The sequence below is a fragment of the Chryseobacterium sp. 22532 genome (assembly GCF_052044665.1).
Classification (GTDB): domain Bacteria; phylum Bacteroidota; class Bacteroidia; order Flavobacteriales; family Weeksellaceae; genus Chryseobacterium; species Chryseobacterium lathyri.
Genome location: NZ_JBQENJ010000001.1, coordinates 550,421 through 573,649 on the forward strand (window position 1 = coordinate 550,421; position 23,229 = coordinate 573,649).

The 23,229-nt window shown below is 37.3% G+C and carries 22 protein-coding genes; 11 read left to right on the forward strand and 11 right to left on the reverse strand.

Going from position 1 to position 23,229, the window contains the following annotated elements; genetic code table 11:
• Positions 1-2 precede the first annotated feature (2 nt).
• From ACTJIV_RS02620 to ACTJIV_RS02650, 7 genes are all read right to left on the reverse strand, one after another.
• Entirely contained in the window at positions 3-1,595 is a 1,593-nt protein-coding gene (locus ACTJIV_RS02620; RefSeq protein ID WP_440625417.1) for a SulP family inorganic anion transporter, read from the reverse strand.
• 138 nt (positions 1,596-1,733) lie between these two features.
• The gene (locus ACTJIV_RS02625; RefSeq protein WP_040993425.1) at positions 1,734-2,033 is read right to left on the reverse strand and encodes a hypothetical protein; all 300 of its coding nucleotides are present in this window, start codon (positions 2,031-2,033) and stop codon (positions 1,734-1,736) included.
• Between the two features lie 21 nt (positions 2,034-2,054).
• Positions 2,055-2,723 (reverse strand): carbonic anhydrase, encoded by a 669-nt coding sequence (locus ACTJIV_RS02630; RefSeq protein ID WP_111959041.1) that lies wholly within the window; start codon positions 2,721-2,723, stop codon positions 2,055-2,057.
• A gap of 348 nt (positions 2,724-3,071) precedes the next feature.
• Positions 3,072-8,003, reverse strand: a complete 4,932-nt coding sequence (locus ACTJIV_RS02635; RefSeq protein ID WP_440625420.1) for a T9SS type A sorting domain-containing protein — start codon at positions 8,001-8,003, stop codon at positions 3,072-3,074.
• 438 nt (positions 8,004-8,441) lie between these two features.
• Positions 8,442-8,993, reverse strand: coding sequence for a serine acetyltransferase (locus ACTJIV_RS02640; RefSeq protein ID WP_440625422.1), 552 nt, complete (start codon positions 8,991-8,993; stop codon positions 8,442-8,444).
• 11 nt (positions 8,994-9,004) lie between these two features.
• The gene (locus tag ACTJIV_RS02645) at positions 9,005-10,156 is read right to left on the reverse strand and encodes a glycosyltransferase (RefSeq protein ID WP_440625424.1); all 1,152 of its coding nucleotides are present in this window, start codon (positions 10,154-10,156) and stop codon (positions 9,005-9,007) included.
• Positions 10,157-10,720: a DapH/DapD/GlmU-related protein gene (locus ACTJIV_RS02650; RefSeq protein ID WP_223558133.1), complete on the reverse strand. Its 564-nt coding sequence runs from the start codon at positions 10,718-10,720 to the stop codon at positions 10,157-10,159.
• Positions 10,721-10,764: 44 nt separating this feature from the next.
• Here ACTJIV_RS02650 and ACTJIV_RS02655 point away from each other — a divergent pair, with 44 nt between their 5' ends.
• From ACTJIV_RS02655 to ACTJIV_RS02665, 3 genes are read left to right on the forward strand one after another with little or no spacing between them, the layout of a single operon-like run.
• Positions 10,765-11,739: a 3-oxoacyl-ACP synthase III family protein gene (locus tag ACTJIV_RS02655; RefSeq protein WP_440625426.1), complete on the forward strand. Its 975-nt coding sequence runs from the start codon at positions 10,765-10,767 to the stop codon at positions 11,737-11,739.
• Positions 11,740-11,769: 30 nt separating this feature from the next.
• Positions 11,770-12,003, forward strand: a complete 234-nt coding sequence (locus ACTJIV_RS02660) for a hypothetical protein (RefSeq protein ID WP_111958916.1) — start codon at positions 11,770-11,772, stop codon at positions 12,001-12,003.
• Positions 12,003-12,761, forward strand: coding sequence for an SDR family NAD(P)-dependent oxidoreductase (locus tag ACTJIV_RS02665; RefSeq protein ID WP_440625428.1), 759 nt, complete (start codon positions 12,003-12,005; stop codon positions 12,759-12,761). The genes ACTJIV_RS02660 and ACTJIV_RS02665 overlap by 1 nt, the downstream gene beginning before the upstream one ends.
• Here the strand turns inward: ACTJIV_RS02665 and ACTJIV_RS02670 are convergent.
• From ACTJIV_RS02670 to ACTJIV_RS02680, 3 genes are read right to left on the reverse strand one after another with little or no spacing between them, the layout of a single operon-like run.
• Positions 12,715-13,923: a glycosyltransferase gene (locus tag ACTJIV_RS02670; protein WP_440625430.1), complete on the reverse strand. Its 1,209-nt coding sequence runs from the start codon at positions 13,921-13,923 to the stop codon at positions 12,715-12,717. The two genes, ACTJIV_RS02665 and ACTJIV_RS02670, sit on opposite strands and share 47 nt — an antisense overlap.
• Positions 13,923-14,762, reverse strand: coding sequence for a glycosyltransferase family 2 protein (locus tag ACTJIV_RS02675; protein ID WP_440625432.1), 840 nt, complete (start codon positions 14,760-14,762; stop codon positions 13,923-13,925). The genes ACTJIV_RS02670 and ACTJIV_RS02675 overlap by 1 nt, the downstream gene beginning before the upstream one ends.
• A 6-nt stretch (positions 14,763-14,768) precedes the next feature.
• Positions 14,769-15,311 (reverse strand): acyltransferase, encoded by a 543-nt coding sequence (locus ACTJIV_RS02680; RefSeq protein WP_223558138.1) that lies wholly within the window; start codon positions 15,309-15,311, stop codon positions 14,769-14,771.
• Between the two features lie 105 nt (positions 15,312-15,416).
• On the opposite strand from ACTJIV_RS02680, the gene ACTJIV_RS02685 reads away from it, so the two are divergent.
• The 8 genes from ACTJIV_RS02685 to ACTJIV_RS02720 all read left to right on the forward strand — a co-directional run bounded on the left by ACTJIV_RS02685 (position 15,417) and on the right by ACTJIV_RS02720 (position 22,217).
• The gene (locus tag ACTJIV_RS02685) at positions 15,417-16,187 is read left to right on the forward strand and encodes a class I SAM-dependent methyltransferase (protein ID WP_111958926.1); all 771 of its coding nucleotides are present in this window, start codon (positions 15,417-15,419) and stop codon (positions 16,185-16,187) included.
• A gap of 130 nt (positions 16,188-16,317) precedes the next feature.
• A complete protein-coding gene (locus ACTJIV_RS02690; RefSeq protein ID WP_223558139.1) occupies positions 16,318-17,346 on the forward strand; it encodes an acyltransferase family protein in 1,029 nt (342 codons plus the stop codon).
• 30 nt (positions 17,347-17,376) lie between these two features.
• A complete protein-coding gene (locus ACTJIV_RS02695) occupies positions 17,377-17,508 on the forward strand; it encodes a hypothetical protein (RefSeq protein WP_440625434.1) in 132 nt (43 codons plus the stop codon).
• A gap of 8 nt (positions 17,509-17,516) precedes the next feature.
• Positions 17,517-19,244, forward strand: coding sequence for an HAD-IIIC family phosphatase (locus ACTJIV_RS02700; protein WP_440625436.1), 1,728 nt, complete (start codon positions 17,517-17,519; stop codon positions 19,242-19,244).
• 7 nt (positions 19,245-19,251) lie between these two features.
• Entirely contained in the window at positions 19,252-19,491 is a 240-nt protein-coding gene (locus ACTJIV_RS02705) for an acyl carrier protein (RefSeq protein WP_111958932.1), read from the forward strand.
• On the forward strand, positions 19,491-19,871 hold the full coding sequence (locus tag ACTJIV_RS02710; protein WP_440625439.1) for a VOC family protein: 381 nt from the start codon (positions 19,491-19,493) through the stop codon (positions 19,869-19,871). The genes ACTJIV_RS02705 and ACTJIV_RS02710 overlap by 1 nt, the downstream gene beginning before the upstream one ends.
• Positions 19,871-21,289 carry an MBOAT family O-acyltransferase gene (locus tag ACTJIV_RS02715; protein WP_440625441.1) on the forward strand — a complete coding sequence of 473 codons (1,419 nt, stop codon included), beginning with the start codon at positions 19,871-19,873 and terminating at the stop codon, positions 21,287-21,289. Before ACTJIV_RS02710 ends, ACTJIV_RS02715 begins: the two co-directional genes overlap by 1 nt.
• Before the next feature lies 1 nt (position 21,290).
• Entirely contained in the window at positions 21,291-22,217 is a 927-nt protein-coding gene (locus tag ACTJIV_RS02720) for a hypothetical protein (RefSeq protein ID WP_440625443.1), read from the forward strand.
• Between the two features lie 71 nt (positions 22,218-22,288).
• Here the strand turns inward: ACTJIV_RS02720 and ACTJIV_RS02725 are convergent, their stop codons facing one another.
• A complete protein-coding gene (locus ACTJIV_RS02725; protein WP_111958940.1) occupies positions 22,289-23,227 on the reverse strand; it encodes a glycosyltransferase family 2 protein in 939 nt (312 codons plus the stop codon).
• Positions 23,228-23,229: the final 2 nt, after the last annotated feature.

Sequence of the window (23,229 nt, forward strand, 5' to 3'; positions counted from 1 at the left end):
GCTTACATAGCTCTTCTGTGGGTGATAAGGATGTGAGAGTCTTCATCTGTTTCATAATCCTTGTATGAAGTTTTGAAGCCTAAAAGTTCCACATTAATATCTTCTTCTTTGGCCCGGATATTGGCGAAATCCTGGATCATTTCCAGTACGTCTGTAGCAATGTATGAAGTTCCCCTTGCATCGATGGTCACAGTAGAATTAGGCTTCACATTTTTTAATGTTTTTTTGATGGCTGCCTTATTCAGGAAAGAAACTTCTTCAGCAAGCTTAATATTGATTTCATCGGCATCATTCAGCTTTTCTCTGCTCAGATAATAAGCACGCTTCATATTTCCCTGTAGGATATAGAATACGGAAATAGCCAGGCCAATACCCACTCCTTTAAGAAGATCGGTTGCTACAACAGCTACAACAGTAGCGACAAAAGGAATGAACTGGAATTTACCCAAATGCCAGAAATGCTTGAATGTAGCAGGTTTTGCCAGTTTATATCCTACAAGAATCAATACTGCAGCAAGTGTAGCAAGCGGTATTAAATTCAGTATGAATGGAATAGTAAGCACACATACCAATAAAAGGACACCGTGGATCATAGCTGAAAGTTTTGAAGTGGCACCGGCGTTGGCATTGGCAGAACTCCTTACCACTACAGATGTCATTGGCAGTCCTCCGATAAATGAACTTATTAAATTTCCGATTCCCTGTGCTTTAAGCTCAAGATTGGTGTCGGTAATTCTTCTCTGCTTATCTAACCTATCTGAGGCTTCAATACAAAGCAGGGTTTCAATAGAAGCTACAATGGCAATAGTTGCTCCTACTATCCATACCTTAGGATTGGTGAACCCATTAAAATCAGGTATCGTAACAAGATTTTTGAAATCATCCAAGGACTGCGGAACCGGTAATGAAACCAAATGCTGAGTATTGATCGCCAAAGAGCTGCCGGACAGTTTGAATGCTTCATTCAGAAGTATTCCTGCCACTACTGCAACCAATGCTCCGGGAAGCATTTTCATTCTTTTTAAAGCTGGAATTCTATCCCATGCAATAAGGATACCTACAGAAACCAGCGTTACCAGGATAGCTCCCACGTGTATGGCTCCGAATAATTCTGTAAAGTATCCGAGATTTAAACCATTGTCAAAAATAGATTCATGACCTTCGTAATCTTGATCGAATCCCATGGCATGAGGGATTTGTTTCAAAATAATAATGATACCGATAGCGGCAAGCATTCCCTCAATGACATTATTCGGGAAGTAATTGGATATACTTCCGGCTCTGATGAATCCCAGGATTAGCTGGATAAGTCCGGCAATGATTCCTGCACAAAGGAAAAGCTCAAAAGCTCCCAGATCTGTAATAGCTGTTAGAACAATAGCTGTAAGACCGGCTGCAGGACCAGATACCGATATATTTGAATTACTGAGAAATCCCACTACTATTCCCCCTACAATTCCGGCAATTACACCCGACAAAGGTGGTGCCCCTGATGCTAAAGCGATTCCGAGACATAATGGAAGTGCGACTAAGAATACAACGAGTCCTGAAGGGAAATTCTCCTTGATTCCTCCTATAAATGATGTTTTTTTCATGATGTTTTGAAAAATACTATAACTGATTGATCTGTCTTCAGATAATCAATTATAAAAGATTGGAAATTTAATTTTAAAGCACAGGTATACGATATCAGCGTTGATATGAATACTATGAAATCTAATGATACTTAAAAATTAAGCTTCCGGAGGCGGAGAAAATATGGTAAGTAGTGGCGACAGATGAAAGGAATCATCTATCAGCTCAAAAGATACGCCCTGAAGATCAGGTTCTGAAAACTTCACGTAATCGAATACGTCCAAAGTTTTCGGAAGGGTCTTTTCGTAAACAATAAAGGATGATGGGTGAGAATGTGGTTCTTCTTCATTGATGATTACATTGGTCCTTGCTATATCCCAGCCTGCAACCGCAGCAATGCCCGGCAGTGCTGTGAAGTTTAGGAAGAAGGTCAATACAATAATACTCCAGAATTTCATCTTACATTCATTTTAGAAAAACTAATCTGTTTTTCTGCTCATTACCCAATCAGAACTTGTAAGGTTGTAGATTTTTTGGATGTCTTTCAGAATTTTCTCGAAATCAATTTCCAAATCAATGATCTTACCTGTTCTAAGGTCAAATACCCAGCCATGTACAATAGGATATTCATCTATGATGTATCTTTCCTGTACGCAGGCCATTTTAATCACGTTGATGCACTGCTCCTGAACATTCAGTTCTACAAGCTTGTCATAACGTTTTCCTTCATCTTCGATAGCGTCTAATTCAGTCTGGTGCAATCTGTAAACATCACGGATATTCCTTAACCAAGGGTTTAATAACCCAAGATCCTGAGGGGTCATCGCTGCTTTTACTCCGCCACAGTTGTAGTGTCCACATACGATAATGTGTTTTACTTTAAGGTGTTCTACAGCATATTGAATGACGGCTGTGGAGCTCATGTCTAAAGTATTTACAACATTAGCAATGTTTCTGTGGACAAAAACTTCTCCAGGTTTTGCACCCATAATCTCTTCCGCTGTAGCTCTGCTGTCTGAACATCCGATATATAAATAATCAGGATTCTGAGTTTTTGCCAGCTCGTGAAAGAATTCCGGGTCTTGTGAAATTTTAGACTCTACCCATTTTCTATTGTTTTCGAAAATAATTTCGTACGACTGTGACATAATTTTAAAAATTAAAAAAGGTTTATAATTATTTATTTCGTTTAAATTATTTTCAAATTCAATAGATTAAATCAATAATTATGCAAAAATATAATTTTTGCCGAAAAAGCAGCTACTTTTAACAAAATTTAATATTAAAATATGCTTAAAATCATGTTTAAAATGGCTGCTACATGGTGTTTCCATACAATTTCTTTAGAAAAAATGATTATTCACACTTCAAGAAACTTTGATAAAATTACAAACTATAAATGATAAAAATTAAAATTGAGGATTAAAATATTCTTAATTCTATAAAAAAACCGCCTCATTTTTGAGGCGGTTCAAATTTTAAACAGTTGTTATCTGTTATTGTTTAATAATTTTCACTATTGTTTCAGAATTATTGATTCTTACTAAATAAATTCCGGATATTAAAGATGAAAGATCTGTTCTTTCGTTTTCAAACTTACCTGATTTTATCAGCTGACCGGATAGGTTGTAAATCTGATAATAATATTCTTTAGCGATATCATTTCCTTTGATATACAGCATATTCTTCACAGGATTCGGGAAGAACTCAAGTTTGTTCTGAGCTACTTTTTCCTCGATCACTGATTTTGCAAGAACATTGTTTGCCTTAGCTAAAGCATTTGGCGCAACTGGGATGGTGAAGGGTTCATACCTTCCTATTTCATTTCCATTGGCATCGTATTTAATTTCAGCACAACGGCAGGACATAGCTGCCTGCGGACGGAAACCGAAAGTTGGCGTTAAGAAATAATAAGGATTGGAAGTTGTTTTAAATAGCATCCCTAAAGAGCTTCCACCACTACCTTGGCTGGCGGATGTCCAGATACCAGAATACTGGAAAGCCTTTAAACCTGAGGTGCCATTAAGATAATCGCTCATCGCATTACCTCCGTTAAAACCTCTTATACCCGTATTAGGAAATAAACCTATATTGTATTCTGGTCTATTTAATATAAATCCATAAGCTACGGCCCCTTTTCCTGAATAATAGGCATATAGAGTACCGCCGATATAGTTATATTTAGCCGGGTCATAATTTTCATACTTCACCAGTGCATTGATATCTCCCGGATCTATACCATAAGCAGTATTAAATTGCTTATTATAGAACCAAGGTGTATTTCCTTTTGAAATAAAATTACCAAGGATAATTCCAGTGGAAACGCTTTCAAGATCTACTATTCTCCAGCCTGCAGGACATGGATCGTATGCAGATTTTTCGGTAGCATGCCCCCATCTTTCCGGCATGTTTCCATTCTCATCAGAAACCCAGTCTAATTTTGCTGTATCGGTTTGATATAGATAATTTAGTGGGTTGTTAACAGAATACTTTACTATTTTCTTCAGTTTATCTGCTTTTGAATCGGATGTGGAAACATTAGCGGCAGCTGAATAGGTAGGATAAGCCTGAGTATAAGAAGTTAAATAATCTGATTCAGGCATATTAGCTGTATAAGGTATTGCCCCGGTAGTAGCATTGGCAGGGTTATTTTGTCTGAATACATTATATGCAGCGTAATTGGTCCCATAGTTATAATAAGACGGTCCCGGATTGTAAAACACTGGCAATGGATCTTTTCTGCCCCATTGATAGTGTAAACCTCCACTTTCACTGATTTGAGCTAATCTGGCTAGTACGGCAGGATTTCCTGTAGGAAAGCTAGCTGTAGTAGGAGCAGCCAGACCTGATGCAAATACGGAACCGGAAGGTTCATAAATATGCTCATTCACCAGCTTATCTTTGGCTCCGAGATCCCTGTCCATAAAGGTCGTTTTCATAGGTACACCTGCACTGGTCATTGGATCTACAAACTGCTCGTTAGCAGGAATAACCCCTCCATTCCCAGCGTTTTCAGGATCTACATCATACTTTGTGATTATAGATCTTGGTGCCCATATATGCCAGCTCCATAATACCGGATCATTATGCTTGTTTGCTGACCAGGTTCCACTACCCATGTGGAACGCAACCACAGCATTACCATATGTTTTTGAATTTAAGGTAACTCTTAATATGGCGCTCTCTATAGGGCCGTCTCCACCTATAATTTCCATTGTTTTGATCAGACCCGTATTGGTGGTCCAGACTACGGATGAGGTTTTCGTGCCGTCTGCCGGGAAAGAGAAGTCCGTACTTAAATGGAGTTTATACATTGCATATGCCTTTCTTAAAGGGATATCAATAATCCTGTCATTATCCCTGTTTGGATCTATATTATTTCCGTTTGGATTGGGTGTTACCAGGTCAGAATTGGTATATTCTACATAACTGTTTGGAAGTTTGGTCCATGATTTTAAAGTTTCAGTAGAATAAATCTCGCTTCCTGAATAAACATATTGAGTGTCAAATTCCTGCGACATAGAGGCGGCGTTAGGGTCATAAATACAACGAACACCACCGCTGCCTGTATAAGCACTGCTTGAGAATCTGTGCCATCCCGGTCTTGGCTTGGATCCGCTCAAAGGATCTGATATTAAAGCCAGTCCGGCAGCTCCGAATGAAGGATAACGTACGCCATTGATAACTTCAGAGGCAGTCATGAATGTAGAAGTTAATAAACCTCCATCAGCACTTTGGTCCTGGAAATTAAGAACCGGTGTGATCCATCCAGTTCCGTATTTTAATGGACCTGTTCCATTTGGATATGATTCATAATTTCCATTAATAGGGAATTTGCCCAGATTCATTCCTGAAACCCCTGAAAAATCGAATCCAAACTGAGGATAAACCTTTATGCCCGGATAGTCTGCATTTAATGTAGTAGCATTGAATTCCGGGTTAACGGTATTTCCGGTATGTTTTCCCCAAGGGCTGTATCTGTTTTCATCCGGCATTGGAGTTCCGGAATTTCTTCCTCCTGAAAAATAACTTGAAGGGACTCTCCAGTTACACGGACATGGGTCATATGATGATTTCAATGCGTATCTGGTACTGGCTTCCCCAACAACAGCATCGTCTATATCGGAATAGTTACCCTGACGTGTATCTCCCCAAAGATCCCACGCGATTATATTTTCACGGTAAGGAGGTTCATATTTCTTATATTTTTGTTTCGAGAACCATGTAGTAATTCCTACTGATGTCCAGCTGTTATCACCGTTCTGTTTTAAAAAGTCTTCACCATCATTTGATAATGTCTGGTCTTTTGTAGCAACAAAAATTGGTGTTGCAATAAAGCTGATAGGGTTTTGAATGGAAAACCGGATGTTTCCGTTTGGCGTATCTGTCCCTGTATTGATTTGGGTAGAATATTTATTACCTCTTACTTTTATGAATTTAGACTGGAATGCCGGATCATTATAATTTAGATTAATCTCTCCGCTAATAGGGTATAAGCTTAAGTCTTTAAGTCCGAATGGCGGGAACGGGTCTTTTCTTCCCCACTGATACTGAAGTCCGGCGGATTTATGCCAGTCGTTTCCAACGAAACTTGCATTGGTAGCACCCAGGTTTCTGTCCATCCATTTCCAGTTTGTCACGGTATTTCCATCTTTATTCTTTTCAAATCCATGATGGTAGGTACTTCCATTGATTCCCGGATCATCGGTAACCCATACGTGCCATGACCAGTAGATTTTGTCATTTACTTTGTATGATATTACTGCATTACCTTCTTTTACTTTGTTGACCACTACCTTGATCCTGGCATTTTCTCCTGTCCCTTCTAAAGCAACGGATTTTATAAGTCCTGGTTCATCTTCCCAATATAGTCCTGCCTTTGCAAGTCCCTGCTCAGGAATAGGTGTATAGTTGCCACTGTCATCCTTCATAAAATCTCCACCTTTGGACCACATTTCGTGAGCTTTTTTCACAGGAATATAAAGACCGTCCACATTAGTATTGTTTTTTGGATCCTTACCTGTGAAGATATAACTGTTCGGAGCTTTGGTCCAGTCTGCATAATCAGATTGAGCGCCGGCATTTATAGTAAAGCAGGTAACAGGACAATCCTCCGTGGTTGGATTTCCGAAAATTCCTACATATTTTATAAATTTGTTGATCTCACTTTCTATATCCATCAAAGGTCTGGACGGACCATTCCAGCCAGTGATCACTTTTCGGTTTCTAATAGCTCCAACACCATACAGCGAAGCCTGGGAAGTATTACTTAATGAAAAGTTCTCAGAACCCGGCCCTCTTTGTTTGTTATTAAGTGGAGGGTAGCCAAAATCATCAGTAGTATTATAGTTGCTTATGGCAGTAAGGGAAACGTATTGTCCATTAGCTTTATAAACTCTTAATCCAGTAATCTTACTGATTACAATAACTACCGGCTGCTGATTGGCGAAAACATCACCCAGCTTTTCATTGATGTAATTATAAAGATTGTAGTATCTGTTAAGAAGAGAATTAGGATTGGTAAAGTCTAAATATCCTCTTCCCCAGTCTTCTCCTCCTTCTTCCGGAGGTAAGAACCAGTTACTGAAGTTAATAAAGAAACTTTCATTAGAAAATTTTCCTGCAAACATATAAACAGGATCGTGATAAGAGAACTCAAAGGGACTTGTATCACTATTCTGATAAATATATTTTTGGGAACTTGCAATAGTAGCAAGATTATTAGGGTTTGTAATATTAACAACGGGTGAATTGGCGTTGGCATTATCCAATGCTGCATTTCCCTGGAAAGATAAAACAATATCATCCAGTTTTCTTGCCAAATGCTGGGAAGTCACCCTGTCTTTTACTCCCGAAACGGTTCCGTTAGAGTTGTATAAAACGGTTCCGTTTTTTTTAGGCGTGAATAGAATAGTGTATTGATTTTCATCCAGGTCGCAATTGGCGTAAGCATAATTCGATTGTTTGTAATGGCTTACAGTTTTGTCCCAAATGACGGACTGCCAGTTGGTAATGGTGGCGTCTGAGCTTAATTCAACCTTAACGGAGTGCGTATTCAAAGCCGATTGAGGTAATTCAAAATTGGCTGTAAGCTCTTCATTATATTCATAGTTGCCGGCGAAAGTCTTACACCATAAAGAGACCCAGTTGTTTTGGGCGTCTTTGTACTTGATGGTAACTTTTACATCTCCGGCGGTATTGGGTTTCTGGAAGTTTCCTTTAATAACCACTAACCCCTTTTCATTCACATTTTGTGGAATGACGATAAGAGGATCCAGATCATAGGCACTCGGTGGGAGAGGTGCCCTGTATTTGAATCCAATACTGGTCTCATGATGTCCGGGGACGGGAATTGCCCTCGGGAAAGCATGAGACGATGCAATACAAAATACTGCAGCAAAAATCTTTAGTGTCGATTTTTTTTTCATACGTATAAAATTAAAAGTGTTTTTGTGCGAAATAGGATACTAGGCTTAATAAGCTGTAGTGAATAACTAAAAACAGCAATATTCCAATCCCAACCTGGTTATTGGTAAATGGAGCTTTGCAATAAATAAAATATTTACCGTTTCTTATATTAAAGACTAGGTTGGTGATTTAGATCAGATTCGTGAAAACCGGTTTCAGGAATGATAAAAATGGGGCAATATAGAAAACTGCGCCATGCTTAGAAAGTGAATTTTTTTCCATGTTGTTGTGTTTTAAAGTTATATTGTGTTTTTTTGAAAAAGAATTTAAAATTTTAAGCTTGCTCAAATCTTAAAAACTTTTTAACAAAAGTCGATAAAAAAATATTTCCCTACAATAGGGAAATTAATTTTTAAGGAAAATGTTATATAGATTTATAAATTTATAACAAGGATTTTTTATATTTTATTATTGATATAAGCTTCTGTAGCACTTTCTGTCGGGTAAATTGTTCCGGGATTTCCAACTACCACAGAATTGGCAGGAACATCAAAATTAACATACGAATTGGGTGCAATTAAAACATTGTTTCCGATAGTAATTCCACCTACAATTACGGCATTGGCTCCTATCCATACTTCATCACAAATTGTAGGGAAACCTTGAAGCTTACCTCTGTTTTGTTGGCCGATCGTAACGCCTTGCGCAATATTGCAGTTTTTCCCGATTTTAGCTTTAGGATTGATCACTAAGCTTCCCCAGTGGCCTAAGTAAAACCCTTCTCCAATTTCCGTTTCGGGATAAATCTGATAGCCGTATTTTATTTGATAATGTCTGAGGACAAACTTCCAGAATATTCCTAAAACAGGCTTTTTATTATATTTCTGAGCTTTTCTTAGGATATAAATAAAATGCAGATTCGGATTGATACATTTTTTCAAGATATCAAATGAAGAGAGCCATTTTCCGCTTTCCCTGTAAAAATCCTTTTGTATGACAGTATAATCCATTTTAAGCTTTTTTATAATTCATCAATGATTTCCTGAAGCTGTGCCACAGATTTCTGCAGTACAAAAGGCAGATCAGTCATTGCAATTTCTTTTTCATAATGGGCTGCAAGTTCATGGTTGGTAAGAAGCTTCTTCATTCCCTCATAAATTCCATCCTCTGAATTTGGAATAATGACACCCAATTTCCCTTCCTGGAGAAGATCTTTTATTCCTGAAACATCTGTAGAAACAATCGGTTTGTTCAAAATCAAAGCTTCCGCGATAATGGTAGGGAAACCTTCATGTCTTGAAGACATCACATAAAAATCTGCCCTTTTCAGATAAGGGTAGGGATTACTTCTGAAGCCTAGCATTTTTACAGTTTCCTGAAGACCCAATTGGTTAAGCTTGGTCTGAATATTCTCAAAATCAAAACCATCACCAATAATGATAATCTGGTGTTTAAGTCCCTCGTCGATCAGTTTTTTATGTACTTCCAGAAGCCTGTCGTAGCCTTTCTGCGGATAAACCGTCCCAATGGTGATAAAAGTAGGAAGACTACTGGAAAAAGGATAATCATCAATTGCTGTATTTGCCTTGTTGAGAGTATCATTTTTATCTATCGGGTTATAAATTTTAATAACCGCCTGCTTTTCCATATCAGTTTTTGCCACCTTCTGCATTTCCTCTTTCAGTTTATTGGAAATAACCAGTATCCTGTCAAAGCGGAAAAGCTGTCTGATCACATCCGGCGTATATTCTTTCAGATTAAAAATGTCGTTTTGTATCCAGATAATTTTTTTTGAATCCTTTTGAGGACTGGAAAGAAGTTCTCTGTACATTCCGTGAATAGCTGCTATTTCCACGTCGTACTTTTTATTTTTCAGAATAAACCGGTAAAGAAGAGCCGGAAACCAGAGAAATAGCTTCTGATAAAGCACTCTGAAGGCTTTCACAGGGATTTCGTGAGGTCTGTTGGTGGTAATCATCTCGCCCTTAAGAAGATATTGCAGATTGACCCATGACGGAACCTCCTTGATATACATTCCTGTATAAAGATTGATCAGCAGATCTATTTCATATTTATCTTCAGGAAGGTTTTTGAGAAAGTTGATGAGAACTTTTTCTGCACCGCCATGCCGGAGAGAGCCTATACGAATAAGAACTTTCTTTTTTTGTGACATTTATTTTTTTACGGGTTTATAATTGTGAGGGAGATTTTTGATGAGGTATTTTTCTAAAGCAGATCGGTCAGCTTCCAGCTCTAAAGGGTAAACCGTGTTGTTGTCTAATAATTTTTCGCCATACTGCTCAATGGTACAGATAAATTTTGCAGGAGCTCCTGCATACACTGAATTATCAGGAATGGAACTGCTGACAACACTTAATGAACCTACAATACAATTGCTTCCGATAGAAACCCCGGGTAAAAGAATAGTGCCTTTTCCAATAAAAGTATTGTTGCCGATTTTTATTCTTCCGAAAGTTCTCCCGTTTTTATATTTCTCAATTCTTTTGGTTACCCGGCCATCTCCACCGTGATTGATGAAAGAAACACCCTCTGCAATCGTTACATTATCACCCATTTCTATAAGAAAACATTCTGAGCCAAAGTTTGGAATACCTTGAACATACAGATTGTCACCAACTTTCATTCCTCGATGAATGGCTACTTTTATAGCAGCATTTTTCACTAAGTCTTCATACAGGGAACGGATTTTCAATATGATTCTAAATAGGAGCATCATTATTGTGAATTTGTTTTTTATTTTTACAAAGAAAAAGAATTTCTATGATAAAAGTTTCCAAAATAGAATATTATTTGCCCGCCAAGGTTCTGACCAATGAGGATCTTGAGAAAGAATTTCCTGACTGGAGCTCTGATAGAATTCATGAAAAAATAGGGATCAGACAGCGCCATATTTCTTCAGACAACGAAACTGTTCTTGAGCTTGCCGTAAAATCTTCAGAAAAACTTTTCGCGAACTATGACAGGAATAAGGTCGATTTTATTCTCTTTTGTACCCAGAGTCCGGATTATTTTCTTCCCACTACCGCCTGTATTCTTCAGGATAGACTGGGCCTTAGAAGGAATATCGGAGCAATGGATTTTAATCTTGGGTGCTCCGGATTCATTTATGGACTGGCTTTTGCTAAAGGATTGGTAGCAGCCGGTATTGCGAAAAGTATTTTACTGATCACATCAGAAACCTATACAAAGCATATCAATCCAAAAGATAAAGCCAACCGAAGCATATTCGGGGACGCATCAGCTTCTGTAATTGTAGAGAAGGATGAAAATGCTAAGGATTATCAGTTCTGCCTGGGTACAGACGGGAGTGGTGCCGAAAATCTTATTGTAAAGAAAGGAGCTTTCAAAAAAGATTTTGTACTTAATCCTGAAAATGATTTTGATCCGGAGAATCTTTACATGAACGGACCCGAAATTTTTAATTTTACCATCGAAAATATTCCGGGACTGGTAAAGGAAACTTTGGAAACAAATGGGCTGACGATAGAAGATATTGATCATTTTGTTTTCCATCAGGCCAATTCTTTTATGCTGAATTATTTAAGGAAGAAAACTAAAATACCGGCAGAAAAGTTTTATATCGATATGGAAAACACTGGAAATACTGTTTCGGCAACCATTCCAATTGCCCTGAAAGATATGATGGAAAAGGGAATGCTGAAAAAAGGAGACAGGGTATTGATGGCAGGTTTTGGAGTAGGATATTCCTGGGGAGCAACCGTGCTGGAAATTTGAAATAGAATATAATGTAGTAAAATAAAATATATGAAGACATCCGTTTTTTTAGAGAAATTGCAAGAAGAATTAGAAGAAAAGGAAACATTAACAATCGAAACAAACTTAAAACAGCTGGAAAGCTATGATTCCATCAGCCTGCTTTCTGTAATTGCATTTGTTGATGAGAGTTTCGATAAGAAAATTGATTCAAATTATTTTAAAGATATAGAAACTGTTTCTGATCTTATGAATATTATCGGTAAAGAAAACTTCGAAGATTAGTGAATCAGTTTTCTTTAAAAGACAAAATAATTCTTATTACAGGAGCTTCTTCCGGTATTGGGAGAAGCTGTTCTGTAGAATGCAGCAAGAGCGGAGCAGATCTTATCCTTATTGCCAGAAACGAAGAAGAGCTGCAGAAAACAGTATCTCTGCTGACTCCGGATAGCAAAGCTGAAACCATTATTGCAGATATCACCAGAGCTGAAAATCTTGAAGAACTGATCGCTGAAAAAGTATCGGTTTTAGGTAAAATCTCAGGATTCATTCACTGTGCGGGGATAGAAAAAACACTTCCTCTGAAAAAACATACTCCCCAGCTTTATGCAGATATTTTTGCAGTCAATGTCATGTCAGGTTTTGAAATTGCCAAAATTTTATCCCTCAAAAAATATAAAAGTGAAGTTGCCAGTTTTGTCTTCATTTCTTCAGTAGCAGGAATGGTGGGCGAAATAGGAAAATCAGCTTATTCAGCAAGTAAAGGTGCCGTGATCGCAGGCGCCCGGTCCATGGCTATGGAGCTTTCAAGAAGTGGAATAAGGGTGAACAGCATAAGCCCGGCTATGGTAAATACTCCGTTGCTCGAAAAAATGTTTGAAAACGTTGGTGAGGAGGCTGCAGAAGAGATCATTAAAAAACATCCGTTGGGAATAGGGCAGCCTGAAGATGTAGCCAACGCCTGTATTTTCCTGCTTTCGGATGCCTCAAAATGGATTACAGGCTCGAATCTTGTCGTGGACGGAGGATATTCCGCCCATTAATTTTTTTGTAGAGATCTTCAAGAATTCCTTCCACTGCACTAAAGATTTTCTGATTGTCAAACTGGTCTTCTATAGTTTCCAGGTTTTTTCTGATCCTGGCAATAAGCTCCGGATCTGTAAGAAAAGTCTTCATGGCAGCATACATCTCATTCGTTTCATAATTGATGAGGTAACCGGTTTCTCGGTCTTTGATCATCACTCCTACATCTCCTGTATCGGTAGCAATAATAGGTTTCTGAAGGATTAAAGCTTCAGCGATTACCAGCGGCCAGGCTTCGGATTCGGAAGGCAGAATAAAATAGTCCGCATTTTTCACATAAGGATAGGGATTCATCTTATTACCACTCAAAATAAACGTATCCTGAACATTATTTATCCGGATCTGCTCGGTAAGGTTTTTCATTTCTTCACCGCTGCCTATAACGATAATATTATGATGGTAGCCTTCATCAATTAATCTTTTGTGGGCATCAATAAGTTTATGGTATCCTTTTCTGTCGTGAAGACGTCCTACGGAAACAAAAACAGGGCCCTGAGGAAGAGGTTCTATTTTTTCCTGTGCTTTTCTCTTGATTTCGTCAATAGGAATGGCATTGATCACTACACTTTCTTCAGGATACTTCAGTTCCGGATAATAGGTATGCATCAGATCTTTGATTTTCTGCGAACAGTAAATCATATGGTCAAACTGTGAGAAACTATCCAGAATATCAGGAACCAGCGGCTGTAATTTAGGTAGATTAATTTCAGAGTGAAACCATCCTAATTTCTTAGAGGCTTTGTTGCTGGAATTGATAACAGATGAAAATGCTGAATAAGTAGGAGCGATCTCTATATCGAATTTTTTGTTTCCTAAAAGACGGTCAGAGATTGTATGGCTTTTCAGTGCGCGGGAAAGTTTTAACCTTCTGCGAATCAATTGGATTTTTTGGATCAAAGGATTTTTGGATAAATCTTCTTTTCCGTCAGCAAAATATATCTTTTTAACATGTTTAGGGAATTCATCCCTTAGCTCACCCTGATTCAGATTCAGACATACGGTTATATCAAATTTTTCAGGACTGAGATTATTAAGAATACTGAGGATTACTTTTTCCACGCCGCCCATTTCCATGGAACGGTGTCTGAAAAGGACTTTTATTTTATGATTTTCTGCTGGCATTACCTGAAAAGTTTTTGTAAAGTAATAGAGATTTTTCTTTTTATCCTATATGGAACCGAATTCTGGTATTCCAATAGTTTGAAAATTTCCTGCTGTCCGGTATAAGTTTCCGGAATTTCCATCCCGTTTATGCTTTTAATATTCCTTCGTTTCATCGCATTGAAAACCACCTGGGCAAAATATTCGTAAGATTTTGCTTTATTCTCGTTTTGTGAAATTCCGCCTGTATGGGTTCTGTAAAGATAATTGGTGTCGTCGATGAAATAAACATCGCCTTTTTCATACATCTTTAAATAGAGATCCTGATCCTCAGAAATCTTCAGCGCAGCATTCATTTTCTCAGTCTGTTCATAAATATCTTTTCTGAACGTCACAAAATGAGCAATCTGAATAGGATAATTAAAAAAATACGGATCTTTATTCTGAACCTGCATGGCAGATTTAAACGGAGCGATAGGCTTCAGATCCTTATCACAGCTCATAAATCGCGAATAGGCCAATACTACGTTCTTTTTCTGCACGAATACATTTACTGCCTTTTCAATAGCATTAGGAAGAATAGCATCGTCAGGGTCTACAAAGCCGCAGATGTCTCCCGAAGCAAGATCAATAAGTTTACTTTTGGTAACTCCCACGCCGGAATTTTGTTCATTTTCGAAGAATTTAAACCGTTCGTCACCGGCAATGATGGCTTTTATCTGTGTCTTTTCTTCATCAGACGAGGCATCGTCCAGAATGATGGCTTCCCAATTTTTGTAGGTCTGGGCAAGTAATGAGCTGTAACAGTCTTTGAACAGCATAGCATTATTGTAATGGGCAATAAGTATTGAGAATTTCATCTGAATTTAAAGGGAATTGAATACTAAATCCTGCTTGTTAACAACTTGCGTATTGGCAGGAACATCTTTGAATATGGTACATCCTGCTCCTATAATGCAGTTGTCACCTATTGTAACACCTTTCAGTACTGTAACATTACTTCCCAGCCAGCAGTTGCTGCCTATTTTTATGGGAGCTTTAGTAAATTTAGAAGAATGGAGCTTGAAGGTAGGAGAAGTGTCATAGGTATGGTTATGATCATAAAGTCTGACATTTTCACCAAACAATGTATTTTCACCAATTGAAATATGTTCAAGGCAGTTGATCGAGCAGAAGTTATTCATAAAAAAATGGTCACCTATTTCTAAGTTGGCATCTTTCATCATCAGGATACAAGTGTAATTTCTGAATTCCACAGACTTTCCGATGCTCATGCTTTTTATATCCTTATCCAGGATAAAGCGTCCACCCACGCCCAATCTGATATTTTCAAAAAATACTTTAGGGTTTTTTTTCAGAATAGAAAGCTGCTGCCTTCTGTATATTTTTTCGAAAAAATTGTAGAACATACAGGAGTTTTTAATTTTTTTATTTCACTTGGGCCTCACAAATATAATCTGTTTTTACATAATTGAGAAAAAAATATTTATTTTTGCGGTATTAAATACAACACAGTGAGTGAAATAACAAGGGTTCTCAAGACATTTATAGGGTATTTGAAAAGACCCGATCTTTATCCGGAACTGGGCCGGAAAATAATTAAAAATACAGTCAACAGAGGCAATGCTTTCAAAGGGAAGGAAAAAACAAATTCCTGGGCTGCCGGAAAAGCTGTTTCCCAGGCAGAGGCTGTTTCAAAATTGTTTGGGTTTGATATAGATGCTTTTCGTAAAGATTATGCAGAAGTATTAAAAACTGCAGAACAAAAGGAAAAGGCATGTCCTGTAAAAATGGGTGGTCCCGGTGCTTTGGAGCTGATGTATTATGCATGTGAATTTTCCAATGCAAAGCATGTCGTGGAAACTGGTGTAGCATATGGATGGTCATCGCTGGCCTCACTTCTGTCTCTTACAAAAAGAGACGGAACACTGTATAGTTCAGATATGCCATACCTGGCACAGGATGGAGATCAATATGTAGGCTATGTGGTACCGCAAAACCTTAAAAAAAATTGGAAATTATTCCGTTTTGCAGATAAAGAATCGCTGCCTAAGATTTTTGCTGAAAACTCAGTTTTTGATGTCCTTCATTACGATTCTGATAAGAGTTACAATGGGAGAATGTGGGCCTATGATGAGCTGTATAAGCATCTGAAAAAAGGAGGCGTTTTCATCAGTGACGATATTGGTGACAATTCTGCTTACCAGGATTTCTGTGAAAAAAACAGTATAGAAACAACGGTAGTGGAATATGAAGGGAAGTATATCGGGGTTTTTGTCAAATAGTTTTAGAGAAGATTAATTGTTCGGGGATGTCCGGCCGTATTTTCATGACGGGCGGGAAAGTGTTTAAAGGTCTTCTAATGTTTTTATCCTTAACTAATATTATTATAAAACTGTTGAACAGTTCTTGTGAATGAAGATAAGCCAGATTACCTTTACCAGATTCCTTGCAGCTATAGCTATAGTTATTTCTCATTTTAATAAAGATATGTTTGTTTATAAAACAGATTATATTTCAAATATCTTTTTAAAGGCGAATGTTGGGGTAAGCTACTTTTTTATTCTTTCTGGATTTATTATGATCGTAGCCTATCATAAAAAAGAGAAAATAGAGTATATTGAATATTATAAAAACAGGTTTGCAAGGATCTATCCGTTATATGTAGTGGGACTGCTGCTCTACCTGGTCACCAGATATTCAAATTTCAGCATTATCAATGTTTTTTTATATCTGTTCGGGCTGCAGAGCTGGATTCCGGGTAAGGCAATGATCCTGAATTTTCCGGGATGGTCTATTTCTGTGGAATTTCTTTTTTATCTGATTTTCCCGGCGCTGTATAATTATTTTTACTCCAAAAAAAATAAAAGCATTTGGGTGGCAGGTATCGTGCTGTGGATTATTACCCAGGTATTCTCCCATCTCTATGAAGCTTCACCATCCTACAAAGGTCCACATACGGAAAGCCATGAATTTCTATATTATTTCCCGCTGATGCATGTAAGTGAATTTTTGGTGGGAAACCTTGCCGGATTATTCTTTGTGAATAATTTTAAGCAGAAAAATTATGATATTCCTGTCATTCTGGTCTTTGCATCTGTAATGCTTTCACTCATCTTTGTTCCTCTTTTTTATCATAACGGACTTATGGCAGTGCTTTTTATTCCGCTGATTCTTTTAATTTCCTGGAATAACGGGCTGGTGACAAAAATTTTGGCGTTAAAACCATTGGAATATTTGGGTGAAGCGAGTTATGCGGTATATATTACCCATATCCCTATTCTGTATATTCTGAGGGAAATTCTGAAACGACAAAATTATAAATTTGATATTAACAGTGTGTTCTGGATTTATCTGGCTGTACTTATCATTACCTCGATGCTGTTCTATCAATTTATTGAAAAACCACTTAGAGATTATCTTAAAAAATTAAATCTCAGATAAAATCTTTATTTTTGCAGCAAAACAAACACAATGAAAAAAAATACGAATGTTCCCAAAGCATGTAGAGTATACAGATACACTAAAGATCCGGAAGCCTTTAAAAGAAATAATACGGAACTGGCAGCATTGAGAACTGGTACATTCATATTTTTAATAAAATAAAAGAATTCATGTACAAAACGTTTTCAGAACTGAAAAAAGGCCTCCGAAGAGATATCCCACATCTTAAAAAGATCAAGGTGGCATTACTGGGCGATACTGCTACACAGTTTCTCAATGTTGCTTTGAAAGGGACCGCTATGAACGAAGGCTTTGAACTTGAAATTTTTGAAGCTGATTTCGGTCAGATTTCACGGCAGATCTTAGATCCTACCTCGGAATATTATGAGTTCAACGCAGATTATACCATCATCTTTGAGTCTTCTCATAAATTATTGAACCAATATTATAAGTCCTACGATACACAGACTGCTTTTGCGGAAACCAAGATTTCTTATATTGAGGATCTTTACCGCACGATTCAGAACAGAACTAAAAGCAGGGTGATTTACTGTAATTTTCCGGCGATCAATAATCAGATCTTTGGTAACTTTTCCAATAAGGTAGAGTCATCCTTTGTTTTTCAGCTGAATAAACTCAATTACTTGCTTTCGGCGGAACTGGCGATCAAGAATGATAATTTTTTTATTGCAGATCTACTTTCGATCCAGAATAAGTGGGGAAGAGATTTTATGTTCTCTCCGAACATTTATGTGAACACAGAAATGGTACTTTCTCTGGATGCCCTTCCAATTGTTGCCCACCATATTAACAATATTATTTCCTCTCTTGAAGGAAAGTTTAAGAAATGTCTGATTCTGGATCTGGACAATACCACATGGGGCGGAATTATTGGTGATGACGGCCTGGAAAAGATCCAGATAGGGAGTTTGGGAATAGGAAAAGCATTCACTGAGTTTCAGTACTGGATCAAAGCACTTCAGAGAAGAGGTGTAATCCTGGCTGTTTGCAGCAAGAATGATGAAGATAAAGCTAAAGAGCCTTTTGAAAAGCATCCCGATATGGTCCTTAAACTGGATGATATTGCTGTTTTTGTGGCTAATTGGGACAATAAAGCGGATAATATCAGGAAAATCCAAAGTATTCTTAATATCGGATTTGATTCCATGGTGTTTCTTGATGACAATCCGTTTGAAAGAAATATCGTACGCGAAAACCTTCCTGAAGTCTGCGTTCCCGAATTGCCTGAAGATCCGGCAGAATATCTGGAATATTTATACGGACTGAACCTTTTTGAAACATCCAGCTTCTCGGAGAATGATGCGGAACGGACCAAACAATACCAGGTTGAAGCACAGAGAGCGGTTGATCTGGACAGCTTTACCAATGTGAAAGATTTCCTGAAAAGCATGAATATGGTTTCAGATGTGAAATCTTTCAACAGCTTTTCAAAACCTAGAGTTTCACAGCTGACACAGCGTTCCAATCAGTTTAATTTAAGAACGGTGAGATACACGGAACAGGATATCGACAGCTTGATCAATTCCGGGAATCATTACACCATTTCCTTCACACTGGAAGATAAATATGGCGATAATGGATTGATCTGTGTAATTGTTTTGGAAAAGAAAGATCCGGAAACTCTTTTTATAGATACGTGGCTGATGAGCTGCCGTGTATTGAAGAGAGGAATGGAAGATTTTACGCTCAATACTATTGTGGAAACCGCAAGAAAACATGGATTTAAAAAGGTTGTGGGAGAATATCTTCCTACGGCAAAAAACCAGATGGTAAAAGATCATTATGAAAGATTAGGATTTACCGAGCATAATGGACAGTGGATTCTAAATGTCGACGAATATCAGTCAAAAGAAGTATATATTATTAATAAAAATTAAATAAAACATGGATAAGAACGAAATTTTGTCTAAGCTTACCAATGTCTTCCGTGACGAATTGGATAATGAAGATATTGTATTAAACGCAGAAACTACAGCCGAAGATGTTGAAGAATGGGATTCCCTTTCCCACATTCAGTTAATTGTTGCGGTGGAAAAAGCTTTTGGAATCCGTTTTACCTCTTCTGAAATTCAGGGATGGAATAATGTAGGTGAAATGGCTGATTCTATAGCTTCAAAACTATAATGAAATTTCATCATGTTGGAGTTGCCTGTAAAAATATACAGGCAGAGCTCCAGAATATACGAACGCTCCATAAAATTATTGAAGAAACTCCTGTGGTTTTTGATGTCAATCAGCAAGCGGAGCTTTGCATGGTAACCGTGGAAGATGGTTTAAACATTGAGTTGGTTTCCGGAAAACCTGTAGAAAATCTTTTGAAAAAGAGAATTTCATATTACCATATTTGCTATGAAGTTGAAGATATTGAAAAAACAATAGAACATCTTACCCAAAACGGAGGCATGCTTATTTCTCCTCCTAAAGAAGCTATTCTTTTTAATAACCGGAAAGTGGCTTTCCTGATGCTTTCTTATGGAATTGTTGAACTTTTAAACAGTAACTAATGCAGTTTACATCATTAGTATTCATCCTCTTTTTCTCAGTTGTATTTGCTGTGTATTGGTGGGTTTTAGGTAAAAAGCTTAAAGCTCAGAATATATTTTTATTATTGGCCAGCTATGTATTTTATGCAAATTGGGACTGGAGATTTTTAATACTTTTGATCATAAGCTCGGGGGTTAGTTATTATTTGGGATTAAAAATCTCTGAGAGTAAAACTCCTGGAAGAAAGAAATTTTTAGTTAATCTCGGGCTTCTTTTCTCCATTGGAACCCTGTTTTACTTTAAATATTTTAATTTTTTCATAGATTCTTTTGCACAGCTGTTCAATATTAAAAGTACACTTACTTTAACAATAATTCTTCCTTTGGGAATCAGTTTTTATACCTTTAGGATGATAAGCTATCTGCTTGATATCAAGAATAATAAATTGAAGGCAGAGACAGATGTGCTTGCATTTTTTAATTATATCGCTTTTTTTCCGAGTATGACTTCCGGACCTATTGATAAGGCCGGTTTGCTATTACCACAACTGAAGAAAGATAGGGTTTTTACATTAGAAAACGGTTCAGATGCTGCCCGGCAGATTCTTTTGGGGGCATTTAAAAAATTAGTTGTTGCTAACAGTATCAGCCCCATTACTCAGGAAATATTTCAGAACTATGATCATCTTTCAGGCAGTACTGTTGCTTATGGAATGATTTTATTCCTTTTTGAGATGTATGCGGATTTTTCCGGATATTCTGATATGGCAATTGGCTTTGCCAAGCTTTTGGGATTCAAGATCACGAAAAACTTTGCCTTTCCGCTATTTGCGCAGAATATTGCTGAATATTGGAGAAAATGGCATATTTCACTCACTTCCTGGTTGACGGAATATGTTTTTACTCCCTTGGTCATTCAGTTCAGAGATTATGAAAAGAAGGGACTGATTGCTGCCATTATTTTAAACTTTATATTAATCGGAGCCTGGCATGGACCAAGATTTACGTTTATACTGTTTGGACTGCTGCACGGGCTTTATTATGTCCCATTGATTTTAAAAGATAAACTGAACAAGAAGAAAAAGTTTTCAAAGACTGTTCCTACCTTTCAGGAATTTGGAAATATTTTGCTGACGATGACGATGGTTTGTTTTGCCTTGGTCCTTTTCGTTGCCCCAACACTTAGTGATGCATTGGGAATGTATAGAAGAATTTTCAGTTTATCCGTTTTTTCAGTTCCGGAGTATATAAAAATTAAAATTTTAGGATTAATAGGAATTATAATATTGATGGACTGGCTGAATAAAGATAAAGAACACGGTCTTGAAATCAGCAGGTTTAAGCCTGTTACGAGAAGAGTTTTTTACGTATGTCTTATTTTCATGATTTTATATTTCGGTGTATTTGGTAATAGTAGTTTCATCTATGAACAGTTCTGATATGAAAAAGTTTTTATTTAAAATATCCTTTTATATTGTTGCAATTGTTGCCGTTCTATTGTTGCTGGGAAGTTATGCAGATGGTAATACGGATGATAATTACAGACATTTTACAGGTCCTAAACCTTCCAATATAATTATGGGAGATTCCCGCGGTTCCCAGGCTTTGGTACCGGATGTTCTGGACAGGAAATTTAAGGACAGGAAATTTGATAATTTTTCTCTCAATCTTACTGAGTCACCTTACGGCCAGATCTATCTTGAAGCGGTAAAGAAAAAGCTTCATCCTGATACAAAGGATGGCATCTTCATCCTGACTGTTAATCCCTGGAATGTATCTACAGGTAAAGATGTAAAAGATGCTAAAGAATATACTGAGAATACTTCCGCATTGGCAGATATGCATTTTTATGAAATGGCACCTAATTATGAGTATCTTTTAAAGCATTATCCTAAAAGCTGGTTTAATATCTACAAAGACAGGGAAGCAGGGGGAAGGTCCAATACCTATCTGCATAAAAATGGTTGGATGGAAGTAACGGTTGATATCAATCCTGCTGATTTAAGGAAACGAGAGGCCAGTAAAATAATCCAGTACAAAGAATTTGCAAGCACCCAAAAAATATCACAATACAGACTGGATGCCCTGCAAGACATCATTCAATACCTTGAGACTAAAGGGACTGTTTATATTGTCAGAATTCCAGGATTTAAGGGAGTTATGGATATAGAAAATGCATTTTCTCCGGATTTTAATGAAATAATAGGATCTATCGCTAAGAAAAATAATGTGAAATTTCTTGACTTTTCTTCACAATATGATAAGTATGTCTATACAGACGGAAATCATATGTACAAAGAATCCGGTAAAATATTTACTGCTCAGATAGCCGATTCTATTCTTCTGGATAAGAAAAAAAATAACTGATATCCTATCCTATTTTGAATAAAGGCTGGAAGAGTGAAGATGGATGCCGGAAGTTACTGTAGGCTTCCTGCTTAAAACAGGTTTTTCCGGAAATTAATATTAAATAAGCCTGAACGGATACTTGGGTAATCTGTAACCAGATATTTAGCAATCATTCCCCATTTTTTGAAAGTCGGTGCAATGGCGATCTCAAAACTGCGAAGCATTCTATTGATGTGAATTTTTACATGTTGTGGAACGGTTTTCTCATTTTCAGCCCATTTATTTAATTCTCTCCAAAGCATAACACGCGTTTTGGCAGGATTTATTTTCCCTGAATCTACTTTAGTAATTCTGTTGTTCTCATGTACGCCTCTTAAGGCAATAGCTTCATCATTAATACCTGTATAAAGCTTAAGGTAATAAGCGAATCTTATCACGATCTCCGAGTCTTGGTGAAGTCGGAGAGAGGTTTCGAAAAATCTGTCCATTTTAGACAATGAGGATTTCCTTAGAGTTAAAGTATCTAGGTGAATAAGCCCGAAAGTTCCGCGTAAACTTATCAGTCCCTGATAAACATCTTCGGGATTGGTTTTTTTATATACGGTATCCAGTTTATCTTTATAAATAGGGTAGTACTGTTCTCTGGCCTTTTCTGAATAATATTTTACCCCGATTGCCCCATACACACCTTCTACATCAGGATTTTTAAAAAGCTCTCTTTCCGCATCGAATCTGTTGGGCAAATAATAGTCATCCGCATCCAGAAAGGCGATAAAATCTCCTGTTGCTTTTTCCATTCCTAAATTTCTGGAAGCTCCCGCACCATGATTTCCTTTGTCAGGATGCTGGAAAAGCTTAATCCTGTCATATTTTGCGGCGAGTTCCCGGCAAACATGAAGAGCATTATCCGGAGACTTGTCTTCAACTAAAACAACTTCATATACTTCTTCGAACTGAAGAGCTGATTCTACAGCCTGTGAGACATATTCTTCAGCATTATAAACGGGAATGATTACGGATATTTTCATTA

Bases quoted from the DNA above. Each gene is read 5' to 3' on its own strand.
- ACTJIV_RS02620 (WP_440625417.1), bottom strand. From the start codon at position 1,595: ATGAAAAAAACATCATTTATAGGAGGAATCAAGGAGAATTTCCCTTCA.
- ACTJIV_RS02680 (WP_223558138.1), bottom strand. From the start codon at position 15,311: ATGTTCTACAATTTTTTCGAAAAAATATACAGAAGGCAGCAGCTTTCT.
- ACTJIV_RS02720 (WP_440625443.1), top strand. From the start codon at position 21,291: ATGAAAAAGTTTTTATTTAAAATATCCTTTTATATTGTTGCAATTGTT.
- ACTJIV_RS02710 (WP_440625439.1), top strand. From the start codon at position 19,491: ATGAAATTTCATCATGTTGGAGTTGCCTGTAAAAATATACAGGCAGAG.
- ACTJIV_RS02695 (WP_440625434.1), top strand. From the start codon at position 17,377: ATGAAAAAAAATACGAATGTTCCCAAAGCATGTAGAGTATACAGATAC.
- ACTJIV_RS02640 (WP_440625422.1), bottom strand. From the start codon at position 8,993: ATGGATTATACTGTCATACAAAAGGATTTTTACAGGGAAAGCGGAAAA.
- ACTJIV_RS02635 (WP_440625420.1), bottom strand. From the start codon at position 8,003: ATGAAAAAAAAATCGACACTAAAGATTTTTGCTGCAGTATTTTGTATT.
- ACTJIV_RS02655 (WP_440625426.1), top strand. From the start codon at position 10,765: ATGATAAAAGTTTCCAAAATAGAATATTATTTGCCCGCCAAGGTTCTG.
- ACTJIV_RS02660 (WP_111958916.1), top strand. From the start codon at position 11,770: ATGAAGACATCCGTTTTTTTAGAGAAATTGCAAGAAGAATTAGAAGAA.
- ACTJIV_RS02625 (WP_040993425.1), bottom strand. From the start codon at position 2,033: ATGAAATTCTGGAGTATTATTGTATTGACCTTCTTCCTAAACTTCACA.
- ACTJIV_RS02670 (WP_440625430.1), bottom strand. From the start codon at position 13,923: ATGCCAGCAGAAAATCATAAAATAAAAGTCCTTTTCAGACACCGTTCC.
- ACTJIV_RS02690 (WP_223558139.1), top strand. From the start codon at position 16,318: ATGAAGATAAGCCAGATTACCTTTACCAGATTCCTTGCAGCTATAGCT.
- ACTJIV_RS02645 (WP_440625424.1), bottom strand. From the start codon at position 10,156: ATGTCACAAAAAAAGAAAGTTCTTATTCGTATAGGCTCTCTCCGGCAT.
- ACTJIV_RS02700 (WP_440625436.1), top strand. From the start codon at position 17,517: ATGTACAAAACGTTTTCAGAACTGAAAAAAGGCCTCCGAAGAGATATC.
- ACTJIV_RS02650 (WP_223558133.1), bottom strand. From the start codon at position 10,720: ATGATGCTCCTATTTAGAATCATATTGAAAATCCGTTCCCTGTATGAA.
- ACTJIV_RS02715 (WP_440625441.1), top strand. From the start codon at position 19,871: ATGCAGTTTACATCATTAGTATTCATCCTCTTTTTCTCAGTTGTATTT.
- ACTJIV_RS02705 (WP_111958932.1), top strand. From the start codon at position 19,252: ATGGATAAGAACGAAATTTTGTCTAAGCTTACCAATGTCTTCCGTGAC.
- ACTJIV_RS02630 (WP_111959041.1), bottom strand. From the start codon at position 2,723: ATGTCACAGTCGTACGAAATTATTTTCGAAAACAATAGAAAATGGGTA.
- ACTJIV_RS02725 (WP_111958940.1), bottom strand. From the start codon at position 23,227: ATGAAAATATCCGTAATCATTCCCGTTTATAATGCTGAAGAATATGTC.
- ACTJIV_RS02675 (WP_440625432.1), bottom strand. From the start codon at position 14,762: ATGAAATTCTCAATACTTATTGCCCATTACAATAATGCTATGCTGTTC.